Genomic DNA, 19015 nt, shown 5'->3' on the forward strand with positions numbered 1-19015 from the left:
ATTCATTATACCTCTTTATCTATCACCTGTTAAGGAAGGATCAGATGTCATTTGGTACATTTCAGTTTTTTAATTGGCTCATTTTTATCTGGTGCGGACTAGGAATGTTGTTTATAGCCATTGCATCTATACGGGAAGTATTTTTTCAGTTAAAAAAGACAGGGAAACCTAAGAATCAGGATTCAAGTACAGATACAAAGCTTTAGGAAACTATAATATTATTATGTAAACTAAGGGAGCTACCCCTTGAATACAGACCATCAGGGGGCAGTCTTTATTTTTTGGAAGGCAATGTAACCAATATTATATTTTCTTCATAAAAATTACTTGTGATTTACAAATAATTATTTTATAGTTAATCTTATCATAACTTGGTAAATGTTAGTGAATTGAGTTTTCTAGGTTAAGGTGAAAAAGAAGATGACGGTGTAATATTCTAGTGTTCTATCAGTGTGACAATTGAATCCAATTTTCAACTTGTTATTTCTAACTCGGTTAAAATACTTGTATAATACAAATAAAAGAGGGATGGATATGAGTGAAATCTGGGATGTTATTGTAATTGGAGGAGGTCAATCTGGTTTAGCTTCAGGGTATTTTTTACGTAAGAAGGGATATCAATTCGTTATTTTAGAATCAAGTAACGTTGCAGCAGGATCCTGGCCACATTATTATGATAGTCTTCAATTGTTTTCCCCAGCCAATTTTTCATCATTGCCGGGAATGAAGTTCCCTAGTGATCTCAATCAATATCCAAATAAATCTGAAGTAATTCGATACTTAGCAGAATATGCTCAGCAATTTCAACTTCCTGTTCATATCAAGAAACAGGTTCTATCAGTTAAGAAAAACAATCATATTTTTACTGTTAAAACCAAAAATGGAGAGACCTATCATTCTAAAGTGATTATCAATGCTACCGGCACTTTCCGAAATCCTTATCTCCCTCAAGTGAAGGGAAGTGAGTTATTTAATGGACGTATCCTACATTCCTCTCAATATAAAAATCCAGACCCCTTTATTAATGAAAGAATCATTGTTGTTGGAAGTGGAAATTCTGCTGTGCAAATTGCCATTGAGCTTTCAAAAGTTAGTAAGACCACATTAGCTGTACGACAGCCAGTTCGTTTTCAAAAACAAAAAGTATTAGGTCAGGATATACATGTTTGGCTTAAACTATCAGGATTTGATCAATTTCCTTTCTGGAGATTAGGCAAAACCGCACCAAAAACGAAGCCAGTCCTCGATCTTGGACCATATAAAAAACAAGTGGATAAAGGAAATCCAAACCAAGTTAAAATGTTTACTAGATTTTATTGCGATGGGATCATATGGCCAGATGGAAACAAGGAGCAGGTAGATACGGTCATTTTTGCCACTGGATATAAAAATCATCTGAGTCACTTAGTAAAAATAGGAGCAATCGATTCAACAGGAGAACCCGTACATGTAGGTGGAGTTAGCACTGTGGTACCAGGTCTCTATTATGTAGGGTTAGAAGGTCAACGGTCATTTGCTTCCGCAACTCTAAGAGGCTCTGGACCTGATGCGAAATTTGTGATTCGAAAGTTAGAGCGTTATTTAAAACTATATAAATAAAGAATACAGGGAGAAGTATTTCATAGGACTTCTCCTTATTCTTTATTAAAAAACACATGCTCGGCATGAATTCCATCCTTAACCGTGATGATACCGAACGATGGCTTCGGCTGTCGTCTCTTATCCGTGCAAGAACCAGGGTTAAATAATAGGATCCCATTAACTACCTTTAAAATAGGAATATGAGAGTGACCAAAGATGATGCAATCGACGGGATCATCTGCAAAAGCTTCCATTGTACGCCTCTCCGTAGTCCAGCGTTTGCCATGACCATGAACGACTCCAATTCGAACCCCTTCTATATCTACTACAAGTTTTTCAGGAAGAAGTCCTTGCAGCTCCTCAGAGTCTACATTCCCAAACACACCTTTTACTTGTCCGTATTGTAACAACTCATGATAAATCTCTATGGTTTGCCAATCTCCAGCATGGATGATTAAATCACATTGCTGTAACTCTGAAACGACCTGGAGAGGGAGTCTTTTTGCTTTTTTAGGCATATGTGTATCGGAAATGACGATAATTTTCATATTGTTCCTCTTGTGTGTAATCTCCTATATATCAGCAGCTTTATCAATTACAATATTAAAAATTAGTACCCCGTTTATTCAACTAAATCCTAGGGCGCCACACACCTAGATCAACCCCTTAGGTCCTATGTATACAGAATAACACCCGTATGTATAACATGTCCTTAATTGAAAATACTATACAAAAGTGGATATTCCAACCAATTTTACCACATCCTCTTCAAGGATTATTATCTAATATGGAACAGGGAATAAGATCATCCAATTTATTGGATAATATTCGTAACCGTATCTGTCAAAAGAGGAGTGTAACCACCTTGACTAAAAAAGACGCATTTCAGTGCCAAGAAGACATGGATCAAGTCCATCACCAGCTAATTGAACAAATCGCCCGAATCAGTGTGGATGAAGAGGAAGAGCGAATGAGAGATGAAGTGGAAATGCATAAACAGAACAAAGCTGACTAAAGAGGTCAGTTTTTTTTGTCTATATTTAACAACTCTTCTTAAACTGTATCCTTTCACCTTTTGCGCAAATAATAACAGGACATTATGAAGAAAATGGGTGAAAAGTGAATGAAGAAAGAACGAAGAGGGTTGTCTGCTTGGCAGCTAACGATGATGGCGTTAGGAAGTGTCATCGGGGGTTCCTTTTTCCTTGGATCATCGGTGGCCATTAATGCGGCAGGACCTGCGATATTAATATCGTTTATATTAGGGGGAGCACTTGTTTATTTTATCCTTTATGCGTTGTCAGAGATGACGGTAGGAAGTCCAACAATTGGATCGTTTAGTACCTTTGCTGCTCGAGAACTTGGTCATGGGACAGGCTTTGTCGTTGGGTGGTTGTACTGGACAGGTACGATTCTCTCGATGTCGAGCGAAGCAACAGCGATTTCAATGCTCATTAGCAATTGGTATCCGAACGTGTCGATCGCTTGGCTTGGTGGATCAATCATTGTAGGAATAACGCTCATCAATTTATTAGGCGTAGATAAAATTGGGAAGCTAACAAGCGGATTGTCAGCAATCAAGGTGTTCGCGATTATCTTTTTTATTCTTACAGCGTTAGGGTTGATTTTCGGAGTGTTCCCTGGCGCCTCAGCAATTGGATTAGGCGAAGTTACGAGACAGCCTCTCATGCCAGGAGGAATCAGTGGAATTGCAGGGAGCATGCTGTTAGTTATTTTTACATATGCAGGATTTGAAATTATTGCCCTCGCTGCAACCGAGGCAGACAATCCTACTGACACGATCCCGAAAGCGATTCGAAATACGGTATTGTGTTTAGTGGGTTTGTATCTGCTATACGTGTTGGTGTTACTCCCACTTATCCCGACCGCTCTCCTGAGTGAAAATGTCAGTCCCATGGTCGCATCACTCACTCGCTGGGGAATTGGCTGGGCAGGGACAGCATTGAACCTTGTATTAATATCAGCCATTCTTTCCGCCATGCTGTCAGCCGTATTTGGATTAGGAAGAATGATTCGGTCCCTTGTGATTGAGGGTCACGCGCCACAAGAATTAAAAGACAATACCGATGTTCCTTATCGAGGAATATTATTTTCAGGCTTAGCGATGCTCGCCGGCTTATTATTCGGTCTGATGTTTCCGAGAGCCTATCTAGTATTAATTACATCAGGTGGTTTTGCTTTAATCTTCACTTATGCCGTAATTATGGCCAGTCATATACGCTATCGAAAAAGGAACGGCTGTCCTCCAGGTGGCATTTGTCAGATGCCTGGATTTCCATATACGTCCTGGATTGCTTTGGTCAGTTTGATCATTGTGTTACTCAGTATGCCGTTAATTCCTGGGCAAACAGCTGGATTGGTAACGGGGATAAGTATGGTAGCGTTCTTTTCGTTAACGTACTTTGTTGTTAGTCGTAGAGGTGGATTACAAGAAAATGACAATAGAGTTCGTGGAACGCTGCAATCAAATTTTGCAACGGAGTTTTCTGAGGAGTTATATGGAGATAATGATAAGGATAAAAAATAATTTCATGAACTCTTCTTGTATTCATTCAAGAGGAGTTTCTTTTTGTATAATGAAGGTAATTATTACCTAAAGGAGGGAAAGCATGAACCAGTTAGACACACCTTCATTGCTTCTAGACTATCAAAAGCTATTAACAAACATATACGAAATGTCATCCTTTGCAAAAGAACAAGGAATTGTTTACCGCCCACATATGAAAACACATAAGTCAATAAAAATTGCTCAGCTACAGATGGAAGCGGGTGCTGTTGGGGTTACGACGGCGAAAATTAGTGAGGCAGAGGTCATGGCTGCAGGTGGGATCAAAGACATATTAATCGCGTATCCGATCTCAAGTCCCGATAAAATCAAACGATTAGTCAAACTCCTTGAGCAGGGAGTACAACTTAAGATAGCTGTTGATCAGACGAAAGCTTTATCGTATTTGCAGACTGAGTTAGAGCAAACTCCCTTTACACTTGAGGTGTGGATCAAAGTAAATTCTGGACTAAATCGATGTGGAGTCGAACCAGGAAAGGACGCAGTCATCTTAGCAAAGGCGATCATGAGTCATTCTAAGTTAAAGCTTGGAGGTATTTTTACCCACGCAGGGCATTCCTATGCTGCAAAAACAATGGACGAGATCGAAACGATTGGATATCAAGAAGGACTAGCCGTTGTAGAAAGTGCCAATGAGTGCGAAAAAGAGGGTATACGAATACCTGTTCGTAGTGTCGGTTCAACACCGAGCTATAAGATTGCTGGAAAAGTTACAGGAGTGACAGAAATCCGACCAGGAAATGCGGTGTTTTTCGATGCGATTCAGGCTGGGTTGGGAGTGACGTCGATCGGCCGCTGTGCACTAACATTACTTGCTTCAGTAGTGGGAGTCTACAAGAATCGCGTTATTTTCGATACAGGGAGTAAATCACTTTGCTTAGACAAAGGGGCGCATGGAAATCAAACCGTAACTGGATTTGGACATGTAATTGGACATCCAGAAATCGTGATTGAACGCTTGTCGGAAGAACATGGAGTTGGCGTTTTGTTACAGGAGGCGTCTTTAAAGCTTAATGATAAAGTACAAATTATACCGAACCATGCATGTACCGTGGTCAACCAGTTTGATGAATATATAATACACGAAAATGGTCGAGTGATTGATGTATGGAAGGTGGATGCTCGGGGGATGGTTAAGTAAATTAAGGGTTGTTCAGACAAAAGATGATTTCGTTAGAACAACTTGAGTCCCAACCTTATTTCAAAGGTCTGATTTATAAAAGAGTAAGCGTTCTCTAAATATACATTATTTTTGCACAAATGAAAATTTTTCAAAAATCCGGTTGACTTATCCCATCACTCGTAATAGAATTAAGAAAATTTAAAAAGTTGAAACACAGTGAATGGGAGCATTAAGGTTCATTTATTGTTTAGAGAGCTGTCGGTTGGTGAAAGACAGTCAATAAATCCCCCAACTCGCCCAGAAGTGGTAAGGCTGAAGTGGTAGTAGGCCTTAACGGATGACAACCGTAATCAAGTCATAAAGTGGGTTTGTTTCGTATGAACAAACCAAAAAGAGTGGTACCACGTAGGCAAAGCCTGTCGTCTCTTATGAGATGATGGGCTTTTTATATTTTCTGAAGAAAGGTCGTTGTGACAATGGAAAAATTTGAGAAGTACTCTAGAAGTTATTTTATGCCTCCAGTCAAAAGCATGAAGTGGATGGAGAAGGAATACATTACAGATGCTCCTTTATGGTGTAGTGTTGATTTAAGGGACGGAAACCAAGCGTTGGTTGTTCCGTTGACGCTTGAAGAAAAGCTAGAGTACTTCCAATTGCTCGTAAAAATTGGGTTCAAAGAGATTGAAGTTGGCTTTCCAGCTGCCTCTGAAACAGAGTACACATTTTTACGTACATTAATTGAGCAAAACTTAATCCCAGACGATGTGACGATCCAAGTGCTAACACAATCAAGAGATCACATCATCAAGAAAACGTTCGAATCGCTTCAAGGTGTGAAAAAAGCAGTTGTCCACTTATATAACTCAACTTCTGTTGCTCAAAGAGAACAGGTGTTTAGAAAATCAAAAGAAGAAATCATTGATATTGCTGTAACGGGTGCGAAGCTACTTCAGAAGTATGCGGCAGAAACTGAAGGGGAGTTTGTTTTCCAATATTCGCCCGAAAGCTTTACCGGTACGGAAATGGAATTTGCCTTAGATATTTGTAATCGAGTCCTTGATGTCTGGCAACCGACTGCTGAGAACAAAGTAATTATTAATCTACCAGCAACGGTTTCTCACTCAATGCCACATGTGTATGCTAGCCAAATCGAATACATTAGTGATCACTTAAGCTATCGTGACAACGTAATTCTATCGATTCACCCGCATAATGACCGTGGGAGCGGAATTGCTGATGCCGAATTGGCGGTATTAGCAGGAGGACAACGAATTGAGGGAACACTTTTTGGTAACGGTGAAAGAACAGGGAATGTTGATATCGTGACATTAGCTTTAAACCTATACTCACACGGAGTGGATCCAAAGCTTAATTTTGAAAATGTCATCGAAATCATGGAAACGTACGAGCGCTTAACAAAGATGAAGGTCCATGAAAGGCATCCATATGCTGGGAAGCTTGTATTTACAGCGTTCTCTGGATCCCATCAAGACGCAATCACAAAGGGCTTTAAGTGGCGTGAAGAAAAGGAAAATATCGCATGGAATGTTCCTTACTTAGTAATCGATCCAAAGGACATTGGAAGAGTATACGAGGGAGATATTATTCGCATCAATAGCCAATCAGGTAAAGGTGGAATTGGTTATCTTTTAGAGCAGCAATACGGCTTTGATCTTCCACCAAAAATGCGTGAACACTTTGGTTATGCTGTTAAAAATGTTTCCGATCATGAAAACAAAGAGCTTATGCCAAGTGAGATTTACGATATCTTTATTCATGGCTATGTGAATATCTCTGATCCAATTCAATTCATCCATTCAAAAACGGCAAAAAATGAAAACTATGATACGATGGTAACGGTACAATATGAAGGAAATGAACTGGAGCTACCGGGTGTAGGTAACGGACGATTGGATGCAGTGAGCAATGCTCTCCAAACCAAGTTCGGTATCGAGTTTGCAGATTTGGAGTACAAACAGCACGCGCAAGAAATCGGCTCGAAATCGAATGCCGTCTCTTATATTGGAATAAAAGATCAAAACGGCATCGTTCATTGGGGCTGTGGAATTGATACAGATATTATGACTTCATCCATCCGTGCGTTGTTTAGTGCTGTGAATTCATTAGTGAAAAGCAATCAGAAAATAGAAGCCATTGCCCATAATTAACAGATAAGCTAGCCTAAATCATTATGCTGATTTAGGCTTTTTAAATTTTATTGATGAAAGGATTCTTCTTTGCCTCTTCCTCTCTGTGTATCTCCTGAAAGGAAAGACTATTTAGTAATTTTAACAAAAGTAGAGTACAACTTATGTACCAAAATTCCCCTTCATAGGAAAAAAGCGTATGTTTATTGTGGTATAATAGAGTAGACAATTGCATATAGGCAGGGTGGGGCGATTGAGCCTTCCGTTGGGGGAGGTGATATCTATCGTTGATTTGAATACCGGAATGTTTATGATAGCGCTGGTAACTCTTATCGTACTTTTAATTGATAAAATAAAAAAGTAAAACCCACCCTGATCTTGGCGGACAGGTGGGCTCTACTCAGAAAACACTAATGATCTAGCCAATCGCATCATTCTGCGATAATGCGTTGTCAAGGTAAGCGTAGTGTTACGAGCACTGCGCTTATTTTTAGTATTTGGAATATCTATCCTTATTATAGACTAATTTTACAAAAAAATAAAATAAATAACTGTTTCTACTCTTAATTGAGTACTAGTATTGATTGTTGGTAATGCATACTGGAGAAAAAAGATCATAAGAAAAAGGAAATGAAAATTGTTCATAATAACATTTTAATTTCAATAATTTAGTTTTGGGAGGAAATCTATTGGACTTAATTTTTAATATAAATATGATTAGAAACATAATATCTACTTTTTTCAGAACGGGATATGGGTAATTGGATATTTGTATTTACTGATAAAGACTTTTGATAGTGAACAACTCAAACAAATCTCCAAATATGTCACCATAGTTGTTTTAACTTTGTTGTTTATTTATTCAGTGTTTGTAAGTGTTTAAATCTTTGTAGAGAAACTAATATGACGGAGTGTATATGAAGACCTTTTATCAATATTTAATATTATCTATAGTCTGTACGATCTTTTTCTACTATTACAATATGTTTATGCCAAAAGGAATTTTGTATTTTATCGTATCTTTGTTTGTTGTTTTTACTTTGAACTACATTCTTTCGAAGCTATTTGAATTAAAAAAGGATGATAAAAATACATGACTGTAAACCAACCAACTACTTAATTAGAATGTGCTATTTGTTCTGTATGATTTTTTTCTTAGAATAGGCTTATGTACTTGACATGTTTTACTGTAACGAATATTATTACAGTAAGATTTAAAACCAATTCGAAGGAGGCAACGCATGAATAGTGATTTCACCCTTGCCATTCACAGTTTAACTCTTCTGGCGTTGCAGCCGGACCGAATGTCAACTAGTGAGTACATCGCGGAAAGTGCAGGAGTGCATCCTGTTCGTATTCGAAAAGTGCTTAGCTTGTTAAAGAAGAATGGTTTTATCACATCAAAGGAAGGTACAGGTGGCGGATTTATTTTTGCCTTGGACTTGGATCAGGTCAATCTTTGGGATATTTATCAAATCACTTCTGAAGGTGCTCTCCAGCCAAAATGTACAGATTCTAACGGTCAGTGCATTGTCGGAGCGAATATGAAGAGCGTTTTGTTCTCCATCTTTATGGGGGCGGAAGAACATCTCGGTGAATATTTGAAAGAATATACGATAAAAGAAGTCGTTGAACTTGTGAAACAAAAAGAAACTTTTTAGCTTTGTTTCTTTTTCGAATAAATGTAATAAAAATCATTACAGATGATGAAGAAGGAGACCTACCCATGAAAGTAAAAATCAATCGTAACGCAGCAAAGGTATTAAAAAAGATGTTGGAAACGGAAGAAGCACAAGGAAAAATGGTTCGCGTATATGTGACAGAAAATCATGTCAATCACGCGCACTTTGACCTGAAGCTAGATACTCCAACCGAGCATGATGAGATTGTAAAAACCGACAAAGAAATTGATATTTTGTTAGATCGTCGTGAAAGCTTTTTAGATGGCGTATGGATTCAGTACTTCTTTTTACCAAAGGAAGAATTTATGATTACGAATCCATCTACAGGTTTTCACCAGCATTAATCACTAGTTAAAATGTAAACTAAAACATTACAGTTAAGGTGGTGCAACGAGATGAAACCTTTCCAAGTGGGAGATTGGGTAAGAGGGAAAACAAACTATGGGGAATTGTTTCATGGCTATATTCATAGTGATGAACCATTTTCACCAAACATGAAAGTCAGAATCATCAAGAGTGACAATGAAGAGATGGAGGGAAAGGTGATTTCAGCGAATCCTTTGAAAATGAGACGCTTAGAAACATCCGCAACCTATTCCAAGGAATCCATCCTATCCTTAATTGATATTGCACTTTTGATCAAGGACAAAGAATGGTTTATGGAACTTAGCTCCTTGTTAACACAGCCAACCAAACTTGAAGCACAAATGATTAATAAAACAGAGATTAATCGCATAGAAAAAAGACAGAACATCTAAAGAAAGAGGGATAAGAATGAGCATTGTGAAAATTACCGATGATACGTTTAAAAATGAAATAAGCAACGGGTTAGTCCTTGTTGACTTCTGGGCACCTTGGTGTGGACCATGTAAAATGATCGCGCCTGTTCTAGAAGAAATCAATGAAGAAATGGGAAACCAAGTTAAAATTGCTAAGCTCAATGTAGACGATAACCAAGTCACAACAGCAGAATTTGGTGTCATGAGTATTCCAACCCTGCTACTATTTAAAGATGGTGAAGTGGTCGAAAAGGTAATAGGATTTCAACCTAAGGAAAATTTAGTTGAGGTAATAACTAATCATCTTTAATAAAAAAACGTGCCCTGCACCAAAAAGGAGTTAACTATGAAACATTTATACACCCCTTATGAAATTAAAGGACTATCATTAAAAAACCGTGTTGTTATGCCACCCATGTGCCAATATTCTGTAACGAATAAGGATGGAATTGCTACAGATTGGCACTATGTACATTATGTAAGTCGTGCCATTGGAGGTGCTAGCTTAATCATTATTGAAATGACAGACGTAGAGCCAGACGGCCGCATTAGTGATTACGATTTAGGATTATGGTCAGACGAACAAATCCCTGCACTTGCTCGCATTGTGGAAGCTTGTCATCAGCACGGTGCTAAGGTGGGTATCCAAATTGCTCATGCTGGGCGTAAAGCGCAAGATGCGGCTGAACCCGTTTCATCATCTGCTATTCCGTTTGATGAAAATTCAAAAACACCTAGAGAACTTTCTACAGGAGAAGTAAAAGAAATGGTTGAAAAGTTCCGCCTAGCCGTTCGTCGTGCAGTACAGGCGGGGGTTGACGTGATTGAACTTCATGGGGCACATGGATATTTGATCCATCAATTCACCTCTCCATTCACGAATAAAAGAACCGATGAATATGGTCAAGAACTAACAAAATTTGGACGTGAAGTTATAGAAGCTGCAAAGAGCGAAATGCCTGAAGATATGCCTTTAATCATGCGAATCTCTGCTAGGGAGTATGTGGAAGGTGGATATGGTATTAACGAAAGCATTGAGTTCTCAAGAGTATTCCAACAAGCGGGTGTAGATATGTTCCACGTAAGTGCGGGTGGAGAAGGACCAATTGCTGCTGCAGGTAAACCTGGTACACATGTGGCGTATCAAGTACCACTTGCAAGAGCGATCAAAGAAGCACTAGATGTTCCTGTTATTGCCGTTGGGCGTTTAGATGAACCATCGCTTGCAAACTCTGTAATTGGAAATGAAGACGCAGACCTAGTTGCGGTGGGAAGAGGAATGCTAAGAAATCCTTATTGGGCAATTGAAGCTGCAACGGTATTAAAGAAGGAAGTAGCATTGCCAAAGCAATATGTAACTGGTTTTCCGAGAAATTAAGGATATGTTTGAAAAACGCTCAGAGATCATCTTTGAGCGCTTTTCGTGTAAAATTATGGTGGTAAATTGATTTATTAGTATCCTCCGTAACCATACCCATAAGGATAAGGCGGGTAGTAATACGGATATCGAAATAGTGTATATAGTAATCCATATGGGAAGCGCTGTCTACGGTATCGACGATATCTTCTTCTGCGTGGGCGACCGTAATCATCATAATCGTCATTATATCCATAGCCATATTGCCTTGACATGGGTTCTTCATCAATTTCCTCAGGCATTAACATTGTGACGCCTTCGTCATCCATGCTATCGATAATTCCATCGATTTGTGAGCCATCCGTTAGTTGTCCGAAAACATGATAGTTCATATACATTTGACATAAATTTTTCATTTGGTCAGGCTGTTGAACCATTTGGGCCTGATACGGATTCGTTTGATTGTTATTATTCACTCAAACTCTCCTCCTCTTTTATTATATAATCCAAGATATTCCACTAGTTTGTATTATGTTAACTGTTATATCTAATATTTTGGGATATCACTCTGCAAGTAAAAATGCGGATTCAGTAGAGAGGTATATGGTCAAAAAAAAAGAAGCATAAAGGATATATGCTTCTGAGTGTTGCTATTATTTTGACTGGGCAGCCATCCATTCCATAATAGTAGTTGTTTTCCCGTCGATCATAGTAGTTGGTACGTTGTTGTATACATAGATCCAAGACCAATGTCCAGGGTATTGGTATGGAGTACCATCTGTGTTTTTATATAATCCTGACGTGTCACGTACATCGTCAAACAATGATAAATGAACATTGGTAGCACCCGCAGCAATTAACCGGTTATAAGTTGGGAGAGTGTTTTGTTCAGGTCGAAGAGTGGTGTCATTTTTCGCGTGAACAAACCAAAGTGGCGTTTGTTTCAGAGCCTGAATATCTTCATTAGAAATTAACGTATCATTTAAACCTTCACAAACAGGGAAGCCAGCAGCAAAGTATCCTGGATAATCACGAACCATTAACATGGTCATATAACCGCCGTTAGAGGCTCCACCAATGTAGATGCGATTAGGATCCACGTCTTTATGATTGGCTACATAATCTTCAATTAATGCCATAAGAACATCTTGATAAATGGATGTTCCATCAGCAGAGCCTGAAACACCTTGCATCCATCTTGTTGGTGTTTGAGGGGCTAATACATGAGCGCCATCAAAATAGGCTTGAATTTCTTCAGATGCAAAAGCAGTCGCTTTATTTGCCGATAGAGGAATGGTTGCATCTGTTCCACCTTCACCACCACCGTGGAGCCAAATGACTAGTGGATTCTTTTCTATTCCTTTTGTTTTTTGAGGTTCATAGTTTGCAAAAGTTAAAGTCGTGCCTTCATGTGTGAAACTTCCAGATGAGAAATCGTCAACTAACTCTCGAGTTCCCCCATCACTTGAAGTGACGACTAATCCTGAAATCTTTCCTGAATTGTATACAATATCGTTCACTTGAGTAATCGTATATTCACTATCAACCCAGTCATTAAATCGAGAATAATTGAGTGCCGACCCTAATGAAACAGTAGGCCCAATCTCCATTTCTAATACAACATATTTCCCTCTTACAGCTGGGTTTCCATTTGCATCAGAAACATAAGCATTAGTGACCTTTCGATAGCCTTCCTCTAAAAAAGGATTGGCCAATCTATCATCACTTCTTTTTACATGAACGTTGAACGTATCTTTGGTAACTGAATTTTGGGGAATAGGGGTGTTAATATTGACGATGACTTTTGTAATAGCGGCGCCCCAGTCTTCAATTTCTGTAACGGTTCGATACGTGGACGAGCTTGTGTCTAATTGCTTTGCAGCGGATGTATCAATTGTGAAAGAAAAGGTCATGGCAGCAGCAAAAGTTACCATCATTGCAGATTTTACACGTTTTTTCATTGTTTTTAACATATTCTTCTTTTTCCTCCTTTGTGTTAACAAGTAATAGGTAGAGAAACACTACATTAGGAAAAAATAAACCCTCCTCTAATAGATAATATGTAAGCCCTTACAACAAAAGGTTATCATGAAGGCGACGATAGGATAAGAGTGATAAATAGCAATTTATTGTGTTTACAAGTAATTTTTTATTATATTCAGAAAATTAAAACAAATATAAAATTTGCAAGAGTCCTATTACCTAAAATGTTGTACAATATTCAAAATGGAATCATGAAGAGTGTTGTGTTGAGGGTAGATGAGTATAGGATGGATGCTAGTTATATCAAGATGTTTGTCTGGATCAACCCATTCTTTTAGCTTTGTGATGTTTTGTTCTCTCAATCTCTTAAACTCCGAAAACTTTTCCTTCAAATTTTGCTCAGAGTTTTTGGCTAAGTGGGAAAAACGGTCAAAAGGGGGAAAAGGGAGCATTTTTCAGATAAAACAAGTTATTTTAGTTGCGGAATTTAGCAATACCCCAAGAGATATGTAGCAAAGACAGAATTACCAATTGATAGACTTTCAATATGAAGCAACGAAAGTATATTAATCATATGTAAAAGGAAAAAGCTGTTAAACATCTGGATTTTGTTTAGCACCTTTTCCTTAGCTGAGGTTCAACTTTGTAAAGATTCATCTTCTTTAATCATATTTCATAAACATAGGTATTAGTGAGGAAGAGTTATGTAGGATACTTGTTCATCATGTGCTATTTTTCAATGGAGGTTATGAAAATGATAAATTTTTATTCTTTTCAAGGTACGGTTACGATGATTAGTGATTTTAACACGGGTCAAAATGGAGAAGCAGCAGGGTGTAATAAATTCATTTCGGTTGTAAATGCAACGGGAGCCGTTGTAAATTTCGTCGTTTCTTCAAGGACGTATTTTGTTGATCAGGCCATTGTGGCCGTTGGAGATCGTGTAACGGGGTATTATGATGGAAATGCACCAACGATTCTTATTTATCCTCCACAGTATCAGGCGCTGGTTATGGTGAAAGAAGCAACCAATCGAAATGTCAAAGTGGATTATTTTAATAGTCAGTTGGTGAGCAGGGATGGACAATTGCAGTTAAATCTTTCACCTTATACACCAGTGTTATTAACGAATGGTCAACCTTTTACACTAAACCCAGCGAATCGTGATTTAATTGTCATCTATGGACCTTCCACTATGAGTATTCCTGCTCAAACTACACCTTATCAGATCACCGTTTTGTGTCCTCAATAGCTCTCAACAGAAACTCGTTTATCAAAACGAGTTTTTTTGTAAAGTTAGAAACTATATTGAAATATTTGTTATACAACTACTTATAAATAAAACCTGTCAATATCCATTTTTACTATAATTATTGGTGTTACTTGAAAATAATAGTAAATTTATAGAAATATGGTAGCAAGCTATAATAAACGAATAAATCCCTTTTACGAAAATGGTCAATAACGTCTTCCTTACAACATTTTGTATGATAGAAGTTCAAACTGTAAATTCCTTCCTGAAATATGACAAAAATCGTATGATACGATGAATTTGTCATGAACGACCAATTGATTTTAGGAGGAAGAATACATGATGAAGAAAAAAATCATTCTTACAGTAGCAGCAGCGGCAGCGTTAACCGTAGCAAGTCCATTGGTAGAAAAAGCAAGTGCTGCTGAAAATACAACAACTGTTCAACAAAAGGTCTATGTGTATCAGGGCTCCAACTTAAACGAATTAAATAGCTATCTAGAAAAGTATTTTGCAAATCTAGGAATCAAGGTTAATCCAAATACATCAACAACGACACAAACACCTGTTCAACAGCCAACAACAACCGAACCAACACAAACCACTCAAACAACAAGCGCATTAAGTGTGTATGAACAAAAAGTAGTTGATTTAACTAACCAAGAGCGTGCGAAGAACGGTTTAGCTGCTTTAAAAGTTGATACGGCTCTAAGTAAAGTAGCTCGCGAAAAGTCACTTGATATGTCAAAAAACGGCTATTTTAGTCATACAAGCCCAACGTATGGTTCACCTTTTGATATGATGAAGCAGTTTGGCGTTTCTTATCAAAATGCAGGTGAAAATATTGCGATGGGTCAAAGAACACCAGAAGAAGTTGTACAAGCATGGATGAATAGCGAAGGACACCGTAAAAACATTTTAAATGCAAACTTTAATTACATTGGAGTAGGTTATGTAGAGTCAGGAAACTATTGGACACAGATGTTTATCGGTAAATAAGAGTTTACTAATGGAGTGTATCTGTAAGGATACGCTCTTTTTAATACCCTTCATTGACATAAGAATGATTGTCCCAAACATACAATGAAAGAATTAGAAGGTCATTCAGACGAGTAGTCAATATTAGGAGGGTGTTTACATGTTAAAGCATGTGTGGAAAAGCTATCGAATGATTCAAGAATTGCTGAAAGAATTTCCGGTTAGTCATACCCCCATTGAACAACAAATGACCCCTCTGCTGAATGGAGCAAACACGGTATTATTCTCAACACTATCAACCTTGCAACAATTCCCCTTAGCAAAAAAACAACTAAAATACTATTTGTCTGCCATTTATCAAAACATCGAAGAATTGGACCGACTCATGCGCACATGGGTACGAGCATCCACCTGGATGGACAGCGCAGACAGCGATGAAATCGAACGACGGAAGCAACTACTGTATCAATTAAAAGACCAGCTTCAACAAATGGTCCCATATATACAAGATCTTTATGGAATGGAGGAAACCCTTACAATCGTTCCACCCTTATACCGGAGTAAGAAAGGGTTAATGTCTGGGTAATGGTCTTTACCCTCTTGGTAAAGGACTGAAACTCCCAATTGAAATACAACGCGTGCTTCTTAAGAAAGAATTAAATCCACATCGCATATACATAAAACTGGGAGACTACGAACGGACCACAGGGGGCGATGAATTTGGGATAATTTCCATCATGAATTATAAAGGTGGGGTAGGGAAGACAACGGTTACATCTAACATAGCGGCAGAACTAGCTCATCAGGGAAAGAGAGTGCTATTGATTGATTTAGATCCGCAAGCGAACTTAACTCTTTCATTTGTAAGTTTTGAAGAGTGGCGGAACTTGGACCAACAGAAACGAACCATTAAGGACTGGTATGATGAATTTTTAGATCATAACGCGAACGCACCCTTGAGAAATTCGGTTATTACTCCTTATCAAGTCAACAACAAGCTTCATTCTTTTTTTAATCAAAATGGAAAAATAGATCTCATTTGTTCTCACTTAGAATTAATTCATGTGGACATGGAGTTATCAAGTAGACTCGGTGGACCAACGGATCGCGCGATTAGTAGCAATTATTTACGTGTATTATCGCTCTTAAAAAGAAATTTAGATTCTCTTAGAGAAGAATATGATGTAATTTTAATCGATTGTCCTCCGAATTTTAATATTGTGACGCAGAACGCCATGGTGGCGAGCGATTATTACATAGTTCCTGCAAAAGCAGATTATTTATCCACCCTTGGCATTCATACTCTAATCCGACATATCCATATTTTAAAAGATAAGTACAATCACCATCTTCGCCAGGGAGACACTAACCAGTTAACAGTGATATCTCCAGAGATGCTCGGAGTAGTGTTTACGATGATCTCCACCAATGGGAAAAAGCCGATCACCATTCAACAAGAGTACATGAGACAAGTGAGAGCTGATTTTCATATCTTCACTTCTTTTCTGCGTGAAAATAAAACACTTTATGCGGATGCCCCTCAGTCTGGCATACCAGTAGTGTTAAAAAAAGTGACAAGGCAACAAGAAGATGTGATTAAAGAGATTCAAAATCTTGCCATAGAAATACGGCAAATGGCTAATTTATAGGAGGAGTATATGGCAAAAAAGAATGTTGAAGAAATTCTACAGTTGATGTTGGATACTATCCGACATTTGTCTGAGGACCAGGTTCTAAAACTCTGTACAGGTAAAGCAACTCTTCAATATGAAGAACTCTCAACCGAAAGCGATCCTTATGAACAAATTAGAGAAGAGATTGATAAAGCAGAAGATATAAAGGAAATAGAACAGCTATTTAAAAATCATACAAAAAAGTCGCTCATATCCATTTGTAAGTACTTTCAAATAGCAATGAAATCAACAGATACAAAAGCGGTACTTACGAATAAAATAGTCGCTCATTTTGGTAAAGCAACAGTAAAAGTAGGAGAGGAGTCAATGGAGTTCCAAGAAATTCAACAACAACTTGAAAAAATAGAAACGATTAAGGAAGGAAAAACATTAATTAACAACCATGCGACTCTTAAAACCAAAGTAAACTTAATAAAGCTAGCCAAGACACTAAATGTGTACATCGACCCTACCAATAAAAAGAAAGACATTCAATCAAGAATTGTGGAATCTATTGTCGGTGCGAGACTGAGGGGAAAGGGAATAAGAGAAAGATAAAAAAATAGGGCTGGAGTGTTTATCTGTCCAGCCCTATACTTGTATTCATTTGACCTTGAACTTCTTCCGTCTCTTTTGAAGAGTTTAACAGAACAACCCCGCCAATAATAAAAACAATGCCCACTAACATAAGGGTTGTTAGAACTTCACCCCAAAACACGACACCAATCAACGCTGTCAAAGCAGTCCCTACACCAGACCAAATCGCATAGGCCAAACTGAGAGGAATCGTTTTTAATGATAATGATAAAAAATAGAATGCTAGACCATATCCGACCGCCACACCCAGTGAAGGAAGTAAAACACTCATTCCATCCGACAATTTCAGCAAAGAGGTAGCCACTAATTCTGAAACAATGGATATGGATAAAAACAGATAACCTTTCATGAATGAGCCCCTCCTATATTTAATAGTATCACTCCACCAATAATGAGCAGGATGCCCCATGCTTTTTTCCTATTAAAATGTTCTTTGTAAATAAAGACGCCAACAAGTGCAGTAAGGGCGGTACCTAAACCAGCCCAAACAGCGTAGGCTACACCGAGTGATAAGGTTTGTAATGAAAGGGATAAGCAATAAAATGCCAATCCATATCCAATCACGAGCCCAAGCGTAGGGATAAGCTTTTTAAACCCATTAGTCGCTTTAAGCATCGAACTGCCAAATACTTCACAGAGGATTGAGACGATCAAAAGAACATACGCATTCATAGTGGTTACCCCTTCTTTTCCGTCATCGCAAATAACTGCTGAAACACTTCATCTTGTCGCTCTTTTTCTAAGGGAGCAATGTTTAACATTTTTGAATAATACAGACCATCTAATGCCAAACGAATAATGGTGGCCGTTACTGGGTCGATACCATCGTTATCTAGTTTGGTTAGGATCGTTTGGTACCCCTTAGAAATATCGTTAGCTAAATCAGCATCTAGGTAAGAGGCAGCGAAAACACCCACATTTAACTCGGCATTTTGCTCGATATCTGTTTTGGACGCTTCGATTAAGGCACGAGTCCATTTCCCTGACTTCTGTGAATCTTTTTCAGCAAATTGATCAAAGTTTATATACAGCTCTTCGAACACGAATTGAGCTAAACCCTTAATTAGACTTTCTTTATTTGGAAAGTGATATAACAAACCGCCTTTACTAACTCCCGCTTGTTTTGCCACCGCGTCTAACGTGAGAGCATTAAAATCATCTTCAAGTATGATTTTGATGGCAGTTTGTAAGATCAGCCGACGTTTTTGACTCGCTTTAGATTCCATAGTCATTCTCTCCTTGGAAGGAATTGATAATATTTATTGTACCGTCTGGA

At 38.1% G+C, this 19015-nt stretch carries 22 protein-coding genes and 1 other annotated feature; of the genes, 16 read left to right on the forward strand and 6 right to left on the reverse strand.

Annotation, left to right across the window (positions count from 1 at the left end; translation table 11 throughout):
* The first annotated feature begins 44 nt into the window (after positions 1-44).
* Both M3175_RS10910 and M3175_RS10915 read left to right on the forward strand, forming a co-directional pair.
* The gene (locus M3175_RS10910; protein ID WP_251518824.1) at positions 45-206 is read left to right on the forward strand and encodes a hypothetical protein; all 162 of its coding nucleotides are present in this window, start codon (positions 45-47) and stop codon (positions 204-206) included.
* Positions 207-534: 328 nt separating this feature from the next.
* Entirely contained in the window at positions 535-1599 is a 1065-nt protein-coding gene (locus tag M3175_RS10915; RefSeq protein WP_251518826.1) for an NAD(P)-binding domain-containing protein, read from the forward strand.
* A 35-nt stretch (positions 1600-1634) separates the two neighbouring features.
* Here the strand turns inward: M3175_RS10915 and M3175_RS10920 are convergent, their stop codons facing one another.
* Positions 1635-2129: a metallophosphoesterase family protein gene (locus M3175_RS10920; RefSeq protein ID WP_251518828.1), complete on the reverse strand. Its 495-nt coding sequence runs from the start codon at positions 2127-2129 to the stop codon at positions 1635-1637.
* A 317-nt stretch (positions 2130-2446) separates the two neighbouring features.
* On the opposite strand from M3175_RS10920, the gene M3175_RS10925 reads away from it, so the two are divergent.
* The 9 genes from M3175_RS10925 to M3175_RS10965 all read left to right on the forward strand — a co-directional run bounded on the left by M3175_RS10925 (position 2447) and on the right by M3175_RS10965 (position 11277).
* Positions 2447-2596, forward strand: coding sequence for a hypothetical protein (locus M3175_RS10925; RefSeq protein ID WP_251518830.1), 150 nt, complete (start codon positions 2447-2449; stop codon positions 2594-2596).
* 108 nt (positions 2597-2704) lie between these two features.
* Entirely contained in the window at positions 2705-4129 is a 1425-nt protein-coding gene (locus M3175_RS10930; protein ID WP_251518832.1) for an amino acid permease, read from the forward strand.
* An 82-nt stretch (positions 4130-4211) separates the two neighbouring features.
* Positions 4212-5309: a D-TA family PLP-dependent enzyme gene (locus M3175_RS10935; RefSeq protein WP_251518834.1), complete on the forward strand. Its 1098-nt coding sequence runs from the start codon at positions 4212-4214 to the stop codon at positions 5307-5309.
* 189 nt (positions 5310-5498) lie between these two features.
* Positions 5499-5721 (forward strand) — a binding site (T-box leader).
* Between the two features lie 46 nt (positions 5722-5767).
* Positions 5768-7459: a 2-isopropylmalate synthase gene (locus M3175_RS10940; protein WP_251518836.1), complete on the forward strand. Its 1692-nt coding sequence runs from the start codon at positions 5768-5770 to the stop codon at positions 7457-7459.
* 1220 nt (positions 7460-8679) lie between these two features.
* Positions 8680-9099, forward strand: coding sequence for an RrF2 family transcriptional regulator (locus M3175_RS10945; RefSeq protein ID WP_251518838.1), 420 nt, complete (start codon positions 8680-8682; stop codon positions 9097-9099).
* Positions 9100-9164: 65 nt separating this feature from the next.
* Positions 9165-9464 carry an iron-sulfur cluster assembly accessory protein gene (locus M3175_RS10950; RefSeq protein WP_251518840.1) on the forward strand — a complete coding sequence of 100 codons (300 nt, stop codon included), beginning with the start codon at positions 9165-9167 and terminating at the stop codon, positions 9462-9464.
* A 51-nt stretch (positions 9465-9515) separates the two neighbouring features.
* Positions 9516-9878: an IDEAL domain-containing protein gene (locus M3175_RS10955; protein WP_251518842.1), complete on the forward strand. Its 363-nt coding sequence runs from the start codon at positions 9516-9518 to the stop codon at positions 9876-9878.
* A gap of 16 nt (positions 9879-9894) precedes the next feature.
* A complete protein-coding gene (trxA, locus tag M3175_RS10960; protein ID WP_251518844.1) occupies positions 9895-10209 on the forward strand; it encodes a thioredoxin in 315 nt (104 codons plus the stop codon).
* Positions 10210-10245: 36 nt separating this feature from the next.
* Positions 10246-11277: an NADH:flavin oxidoreductase/NADH oxidase gene (locus M3175_RS10965; RefSeq protein ID WP_251518846.1), complete on the forward strand. Its 1032-nt coding sequence runs from the start codon at positions 10246-10248 to the stop codon at positions 11275-11277.
* Between the two features lie 74 nt (positions 11278-11351).
* On the opposite strand, the gene M3175_RS10970 is transcribed toward M3175_RS10965, so the two are convergent.
* Positions 11352-11732: a hypothetical protein gene (locus M3175_RS10970; protein ID WP_251518848.1), complete on the reverse strand. Its 381-nt coding sequence runs from the start codon at positions 11730-11732 to the stop codon at positions 11352-11354.
* A 177-nt stretch (positions 11733-11909) separates the two neighbouring features.
* Positions 11910-13229 (reverse strand): prolyl oligopeptidase family serine peptidase, encoded by a 1320-nt coding sequence (locus M3175_RS10975; RefSeq protein ID WP_251518850.1) that lies wholly within the window; start codon positions 13227-13229, stop codon positions 11910-11912.
* Between the two features lie 764 nt (positions 13230-13993).
* Between M3175_RS10975 and M3175_RS10980 the strand changes: the two genes are divergently transcribed.
* The 5 genes from M3175_RS10980 (at position 13994) to M3175_RS11000 (ending at position 17700) form a co-directional block, all read left to right on the forward strand.
* The gene (locus M3175_RS10980) at positions 13994-14491 is read left to right on the forward strand and encodes a hypothetical protein (RefSeq protein ID WP_251518859.1); all 498 of its coding nucleotides are present in this window, start codon (positions 13994-13996) and stop codon (positions 14489-14491) included.
* A gap of 342 nt (positions 14492-14833) precedes the next feature.
* Positions 14834-15490, forward strand: a complete 657-nt coding sequence (locus tag M3175_RS10985; RefSeq protein ID WP_251519206.1) for a CAP domain-containing protein — start codon at positions 14834-14836, stop codon at positions 15488-15490.
* 139 nt (positions 15491-15629) lie between these two features.
* Positions 15630-16055 carry a hypothetical protein gene (locus tag M3175_RS10990; RefSeq protein WP_251518861.1) on the forward strand — a complete coding sequence of 142 codons (426 nt, stop codon included), beginning with the start codon at positions 15630-15632 and terminating at the stop codon, positions 16053-16055.
* Between the two features lie 151 nt (positions 16056-16206).
* Positions 16207-17118 carry a ParA family protein gene (locus tag M3175_RS10995; protein ID WP_251518863.1) on the forward strand — a complete coding sequence of 304 codons (912 nt, stop codon included), beginning with the start codon at positions 16207-16209 and terminating at the stop codon, positions 17116-17118.
* A 9-nt stretch (positions 17119-17127) separates the two neighbouring features.
* Entirely contained in the window at positions 17128-17700 is a 573-nt protein-coding gene (locus M3175_RS11000; RefSeq protein WP_251518865.1) for a hypothetical protein, read from the forward strand.
* A gap of 19 nt (positions 17701-17719) precedes the next feature.
* Here M3175_RS11000 and M3175_RS11005 read toward each other — a convergent pair whose 3' ends face one another.
* From M3175_RS11005 to M3175_RS11015, 3 genes are read right to left on the reverse strand one after another with little or no spacing between them, the layout of a single operon-like run.
* Positions 17720-18088 (reverse strand): DMT family transporter, encoded by a 369-nt coding sequence (locus tag M3175_RS11005; protein WP_251518867.1) that lies wholly within the window; start codon positions 18086-18088, stop codon positions 17720-17722.
* On the reverse strand, positions 18085-18411 hold the full coding sequence (locus M3175_RS11010; RefSeq protein ID WP_251518869.1) for a DMT family transporter: 327 nt from the start codon (positions 18409-18411) through the stop codon (positions 18085-18087). The genes M3175_RS11005 and M3175_RS11010 overlap by 4 nt, the downstream gene beginning before the upstream one ends.
* Positions 18412-18416: 5 nt before the next feature.
* Positions 18417-18965: a TetR/AcrR family transcriptional regulator gene (locus M3175_RS11015; protein WP_251518871.1), complete on the reverse strand. Its 549-nt coding sequence runs from the start codon at positions 18963-18965 to the stop codon at positions 18417-18419.
* Positions 18966-19015 lie beyond the last annotated feature (50 nt).

It is taken from the genome of Robertmurraya korlensis (assembly GCF_023715225.1).
Classification (GTDB): domain Bacteria; phylum Bacillota; class Bacilli; order Bacillales; family Cytobacillaceae; genus Robertmurraya_A.

What these genes read in the sequence shown, in the direction of transcription:
- M3175_RS11015 (WP_251518871.1), bottom strand. Translation starts at nt 18,965, where the DNA reads ATGGAATCTAAAGCGAGTCAAAAACGTCGGCTGATCTTACAAACTGCC.
- M3175_RS10930 (WP_251518832.1), top strand. Translation starts at nt 2,705, where the DNA reads ATGAAGAAAGAACGAAGAGGGTTGTCTGCTTGGCAGCTAACGATGATG.
- M3175_RS10920 (WP_251518828.1), bottom strand. Translation starts at nt 2,129, where the DNA reads ATGAAAATTATCGTCATTTCCGATACACATATGCCTAAAAAAGCAAAA.
- M3175_RS10945 (WP_251518838.1), top strand. Translation starts at nt 8,680, where the DNA reads ATGAATAGTGATTTCACCCTTGCCATTCACAGTTTAACTCTTCTGGCG.
- M3175_RS10995 (WP_251518863.1), top strand. Translation starts at nt 16,207, where the DNA reads ATGAATTATAAAGGTGGGGTAGGGAAGACAACGGTTACATCTAACATA.
- M3175_RS11005 (WP_251518867.1), bottom strand. Translation starts at nt 18,088, where the DNA reads ATGAAAGGTTATCTGTTTTTATCCATATCCATTGTTTCAGAATTAGTG.
- M3175_RS10935 (WP_251518834.1), top strand. Translation starts at nt 4,212, where the DNA reads ATGAACCAGTTAGACACACCTTCATTGCTTCTAGACTATCAAAAGCTA.
- M3175_RS10915 (WP_251518826.1), top strand. Translation starts at nt 535, where the DNA reads ATGAGTGAAATCTGGGATGTTATTGTAATTGGAGGAGGTCAATCTGGT.
- M3175_RS10910 (WP_251518824.1), top strand. Translation starts at nt 45, where the DNA reads ATGTCATTTGGTACATTTCAGTTTTTTAATTGGCTCATTTTTATCTGG.
- M3175_RS10950 (WP_251518840.1), top strand. Translation starts at nt 9,165, where the DNA reads ATGAAAGTAAAAATCAATCGTAACGCAGCAAAGGTATTAAAAAAGATG.
- M3175_RS10980 (WP_251518859.1), top strand. Translation starts at nt 13,994, where the DNA reads ATGATAAATTTTTATTCTTTTCAAGGTACGGTTACGATGATTAGTGAT.
- M3175_RS10940 (WP_251518836.1), top strand. Translation starts at nt 5,768, where the DNA reads ATGGAAAAATTTGAGAAGTACTCTAGAAGTTATTTTATGCCTCCAGTC.
- M3175_RS10985 (WP_251519206.1), top strand. Translation starts at nt 14,834, where the DNA reads ATGAAGAAAAAAATCATTCTTACAGTAGCAGCAGCGGCAGCGTTAACC.
- M3175_RS10965 (WP_251518846.1), top strand. Translation starts at nt 10,246, where the DNA reads ATGAAACATTTATACACCCCTTATGAAATTAAAGGACTATCATTAAAA.
- M3175_RS10975 (WP_251518850.1), bottom strand. Translation starts at nt 13,229, where the DNA reads ATGTTAAAAACAATGAAAAAACGTGTAAAATCTGCAATGATGGTAACT.
- M3175_RS10990 (WP_251518861.1), top strand. Translation starts at nt 15,630, where the DNA reads ATGTTAAAGCATGTGTGGAAAAGCTATCGAATGATTCAAGAATTGCTG.
- trxA (WP_251518844.1), top strand. Translation starts at nt 9,895, where the DNA reads ATGAGCATTGTGAAAATTACCGATGATACGTTTAAAAATGAAATAAGC.
- M3175_RS10955 (WP_251518842.1), top strand. Translation starts at nt 9,516, where the DNA reads ATGAAACCTTTCCAAGTGGGAGATTGGGTAAGAGGGAAAACAAACTAT.
- M3175_RS11010 (WP_251518869.1), bottom strand. Translation starts at nt 18,411, where the DNA reads ATGAATGCGTATGTTCTTTTGATCGTCTCAATCCTCTGTGAAGTATTT.
- M3175_RS11000 (WP_251518865.1), top strand. Translation starts at nt 17,128, where the DNA reads ATGGCAAAAAAGAATGTTGAAGAAATTCTACAGTTGATGTTGGATACT.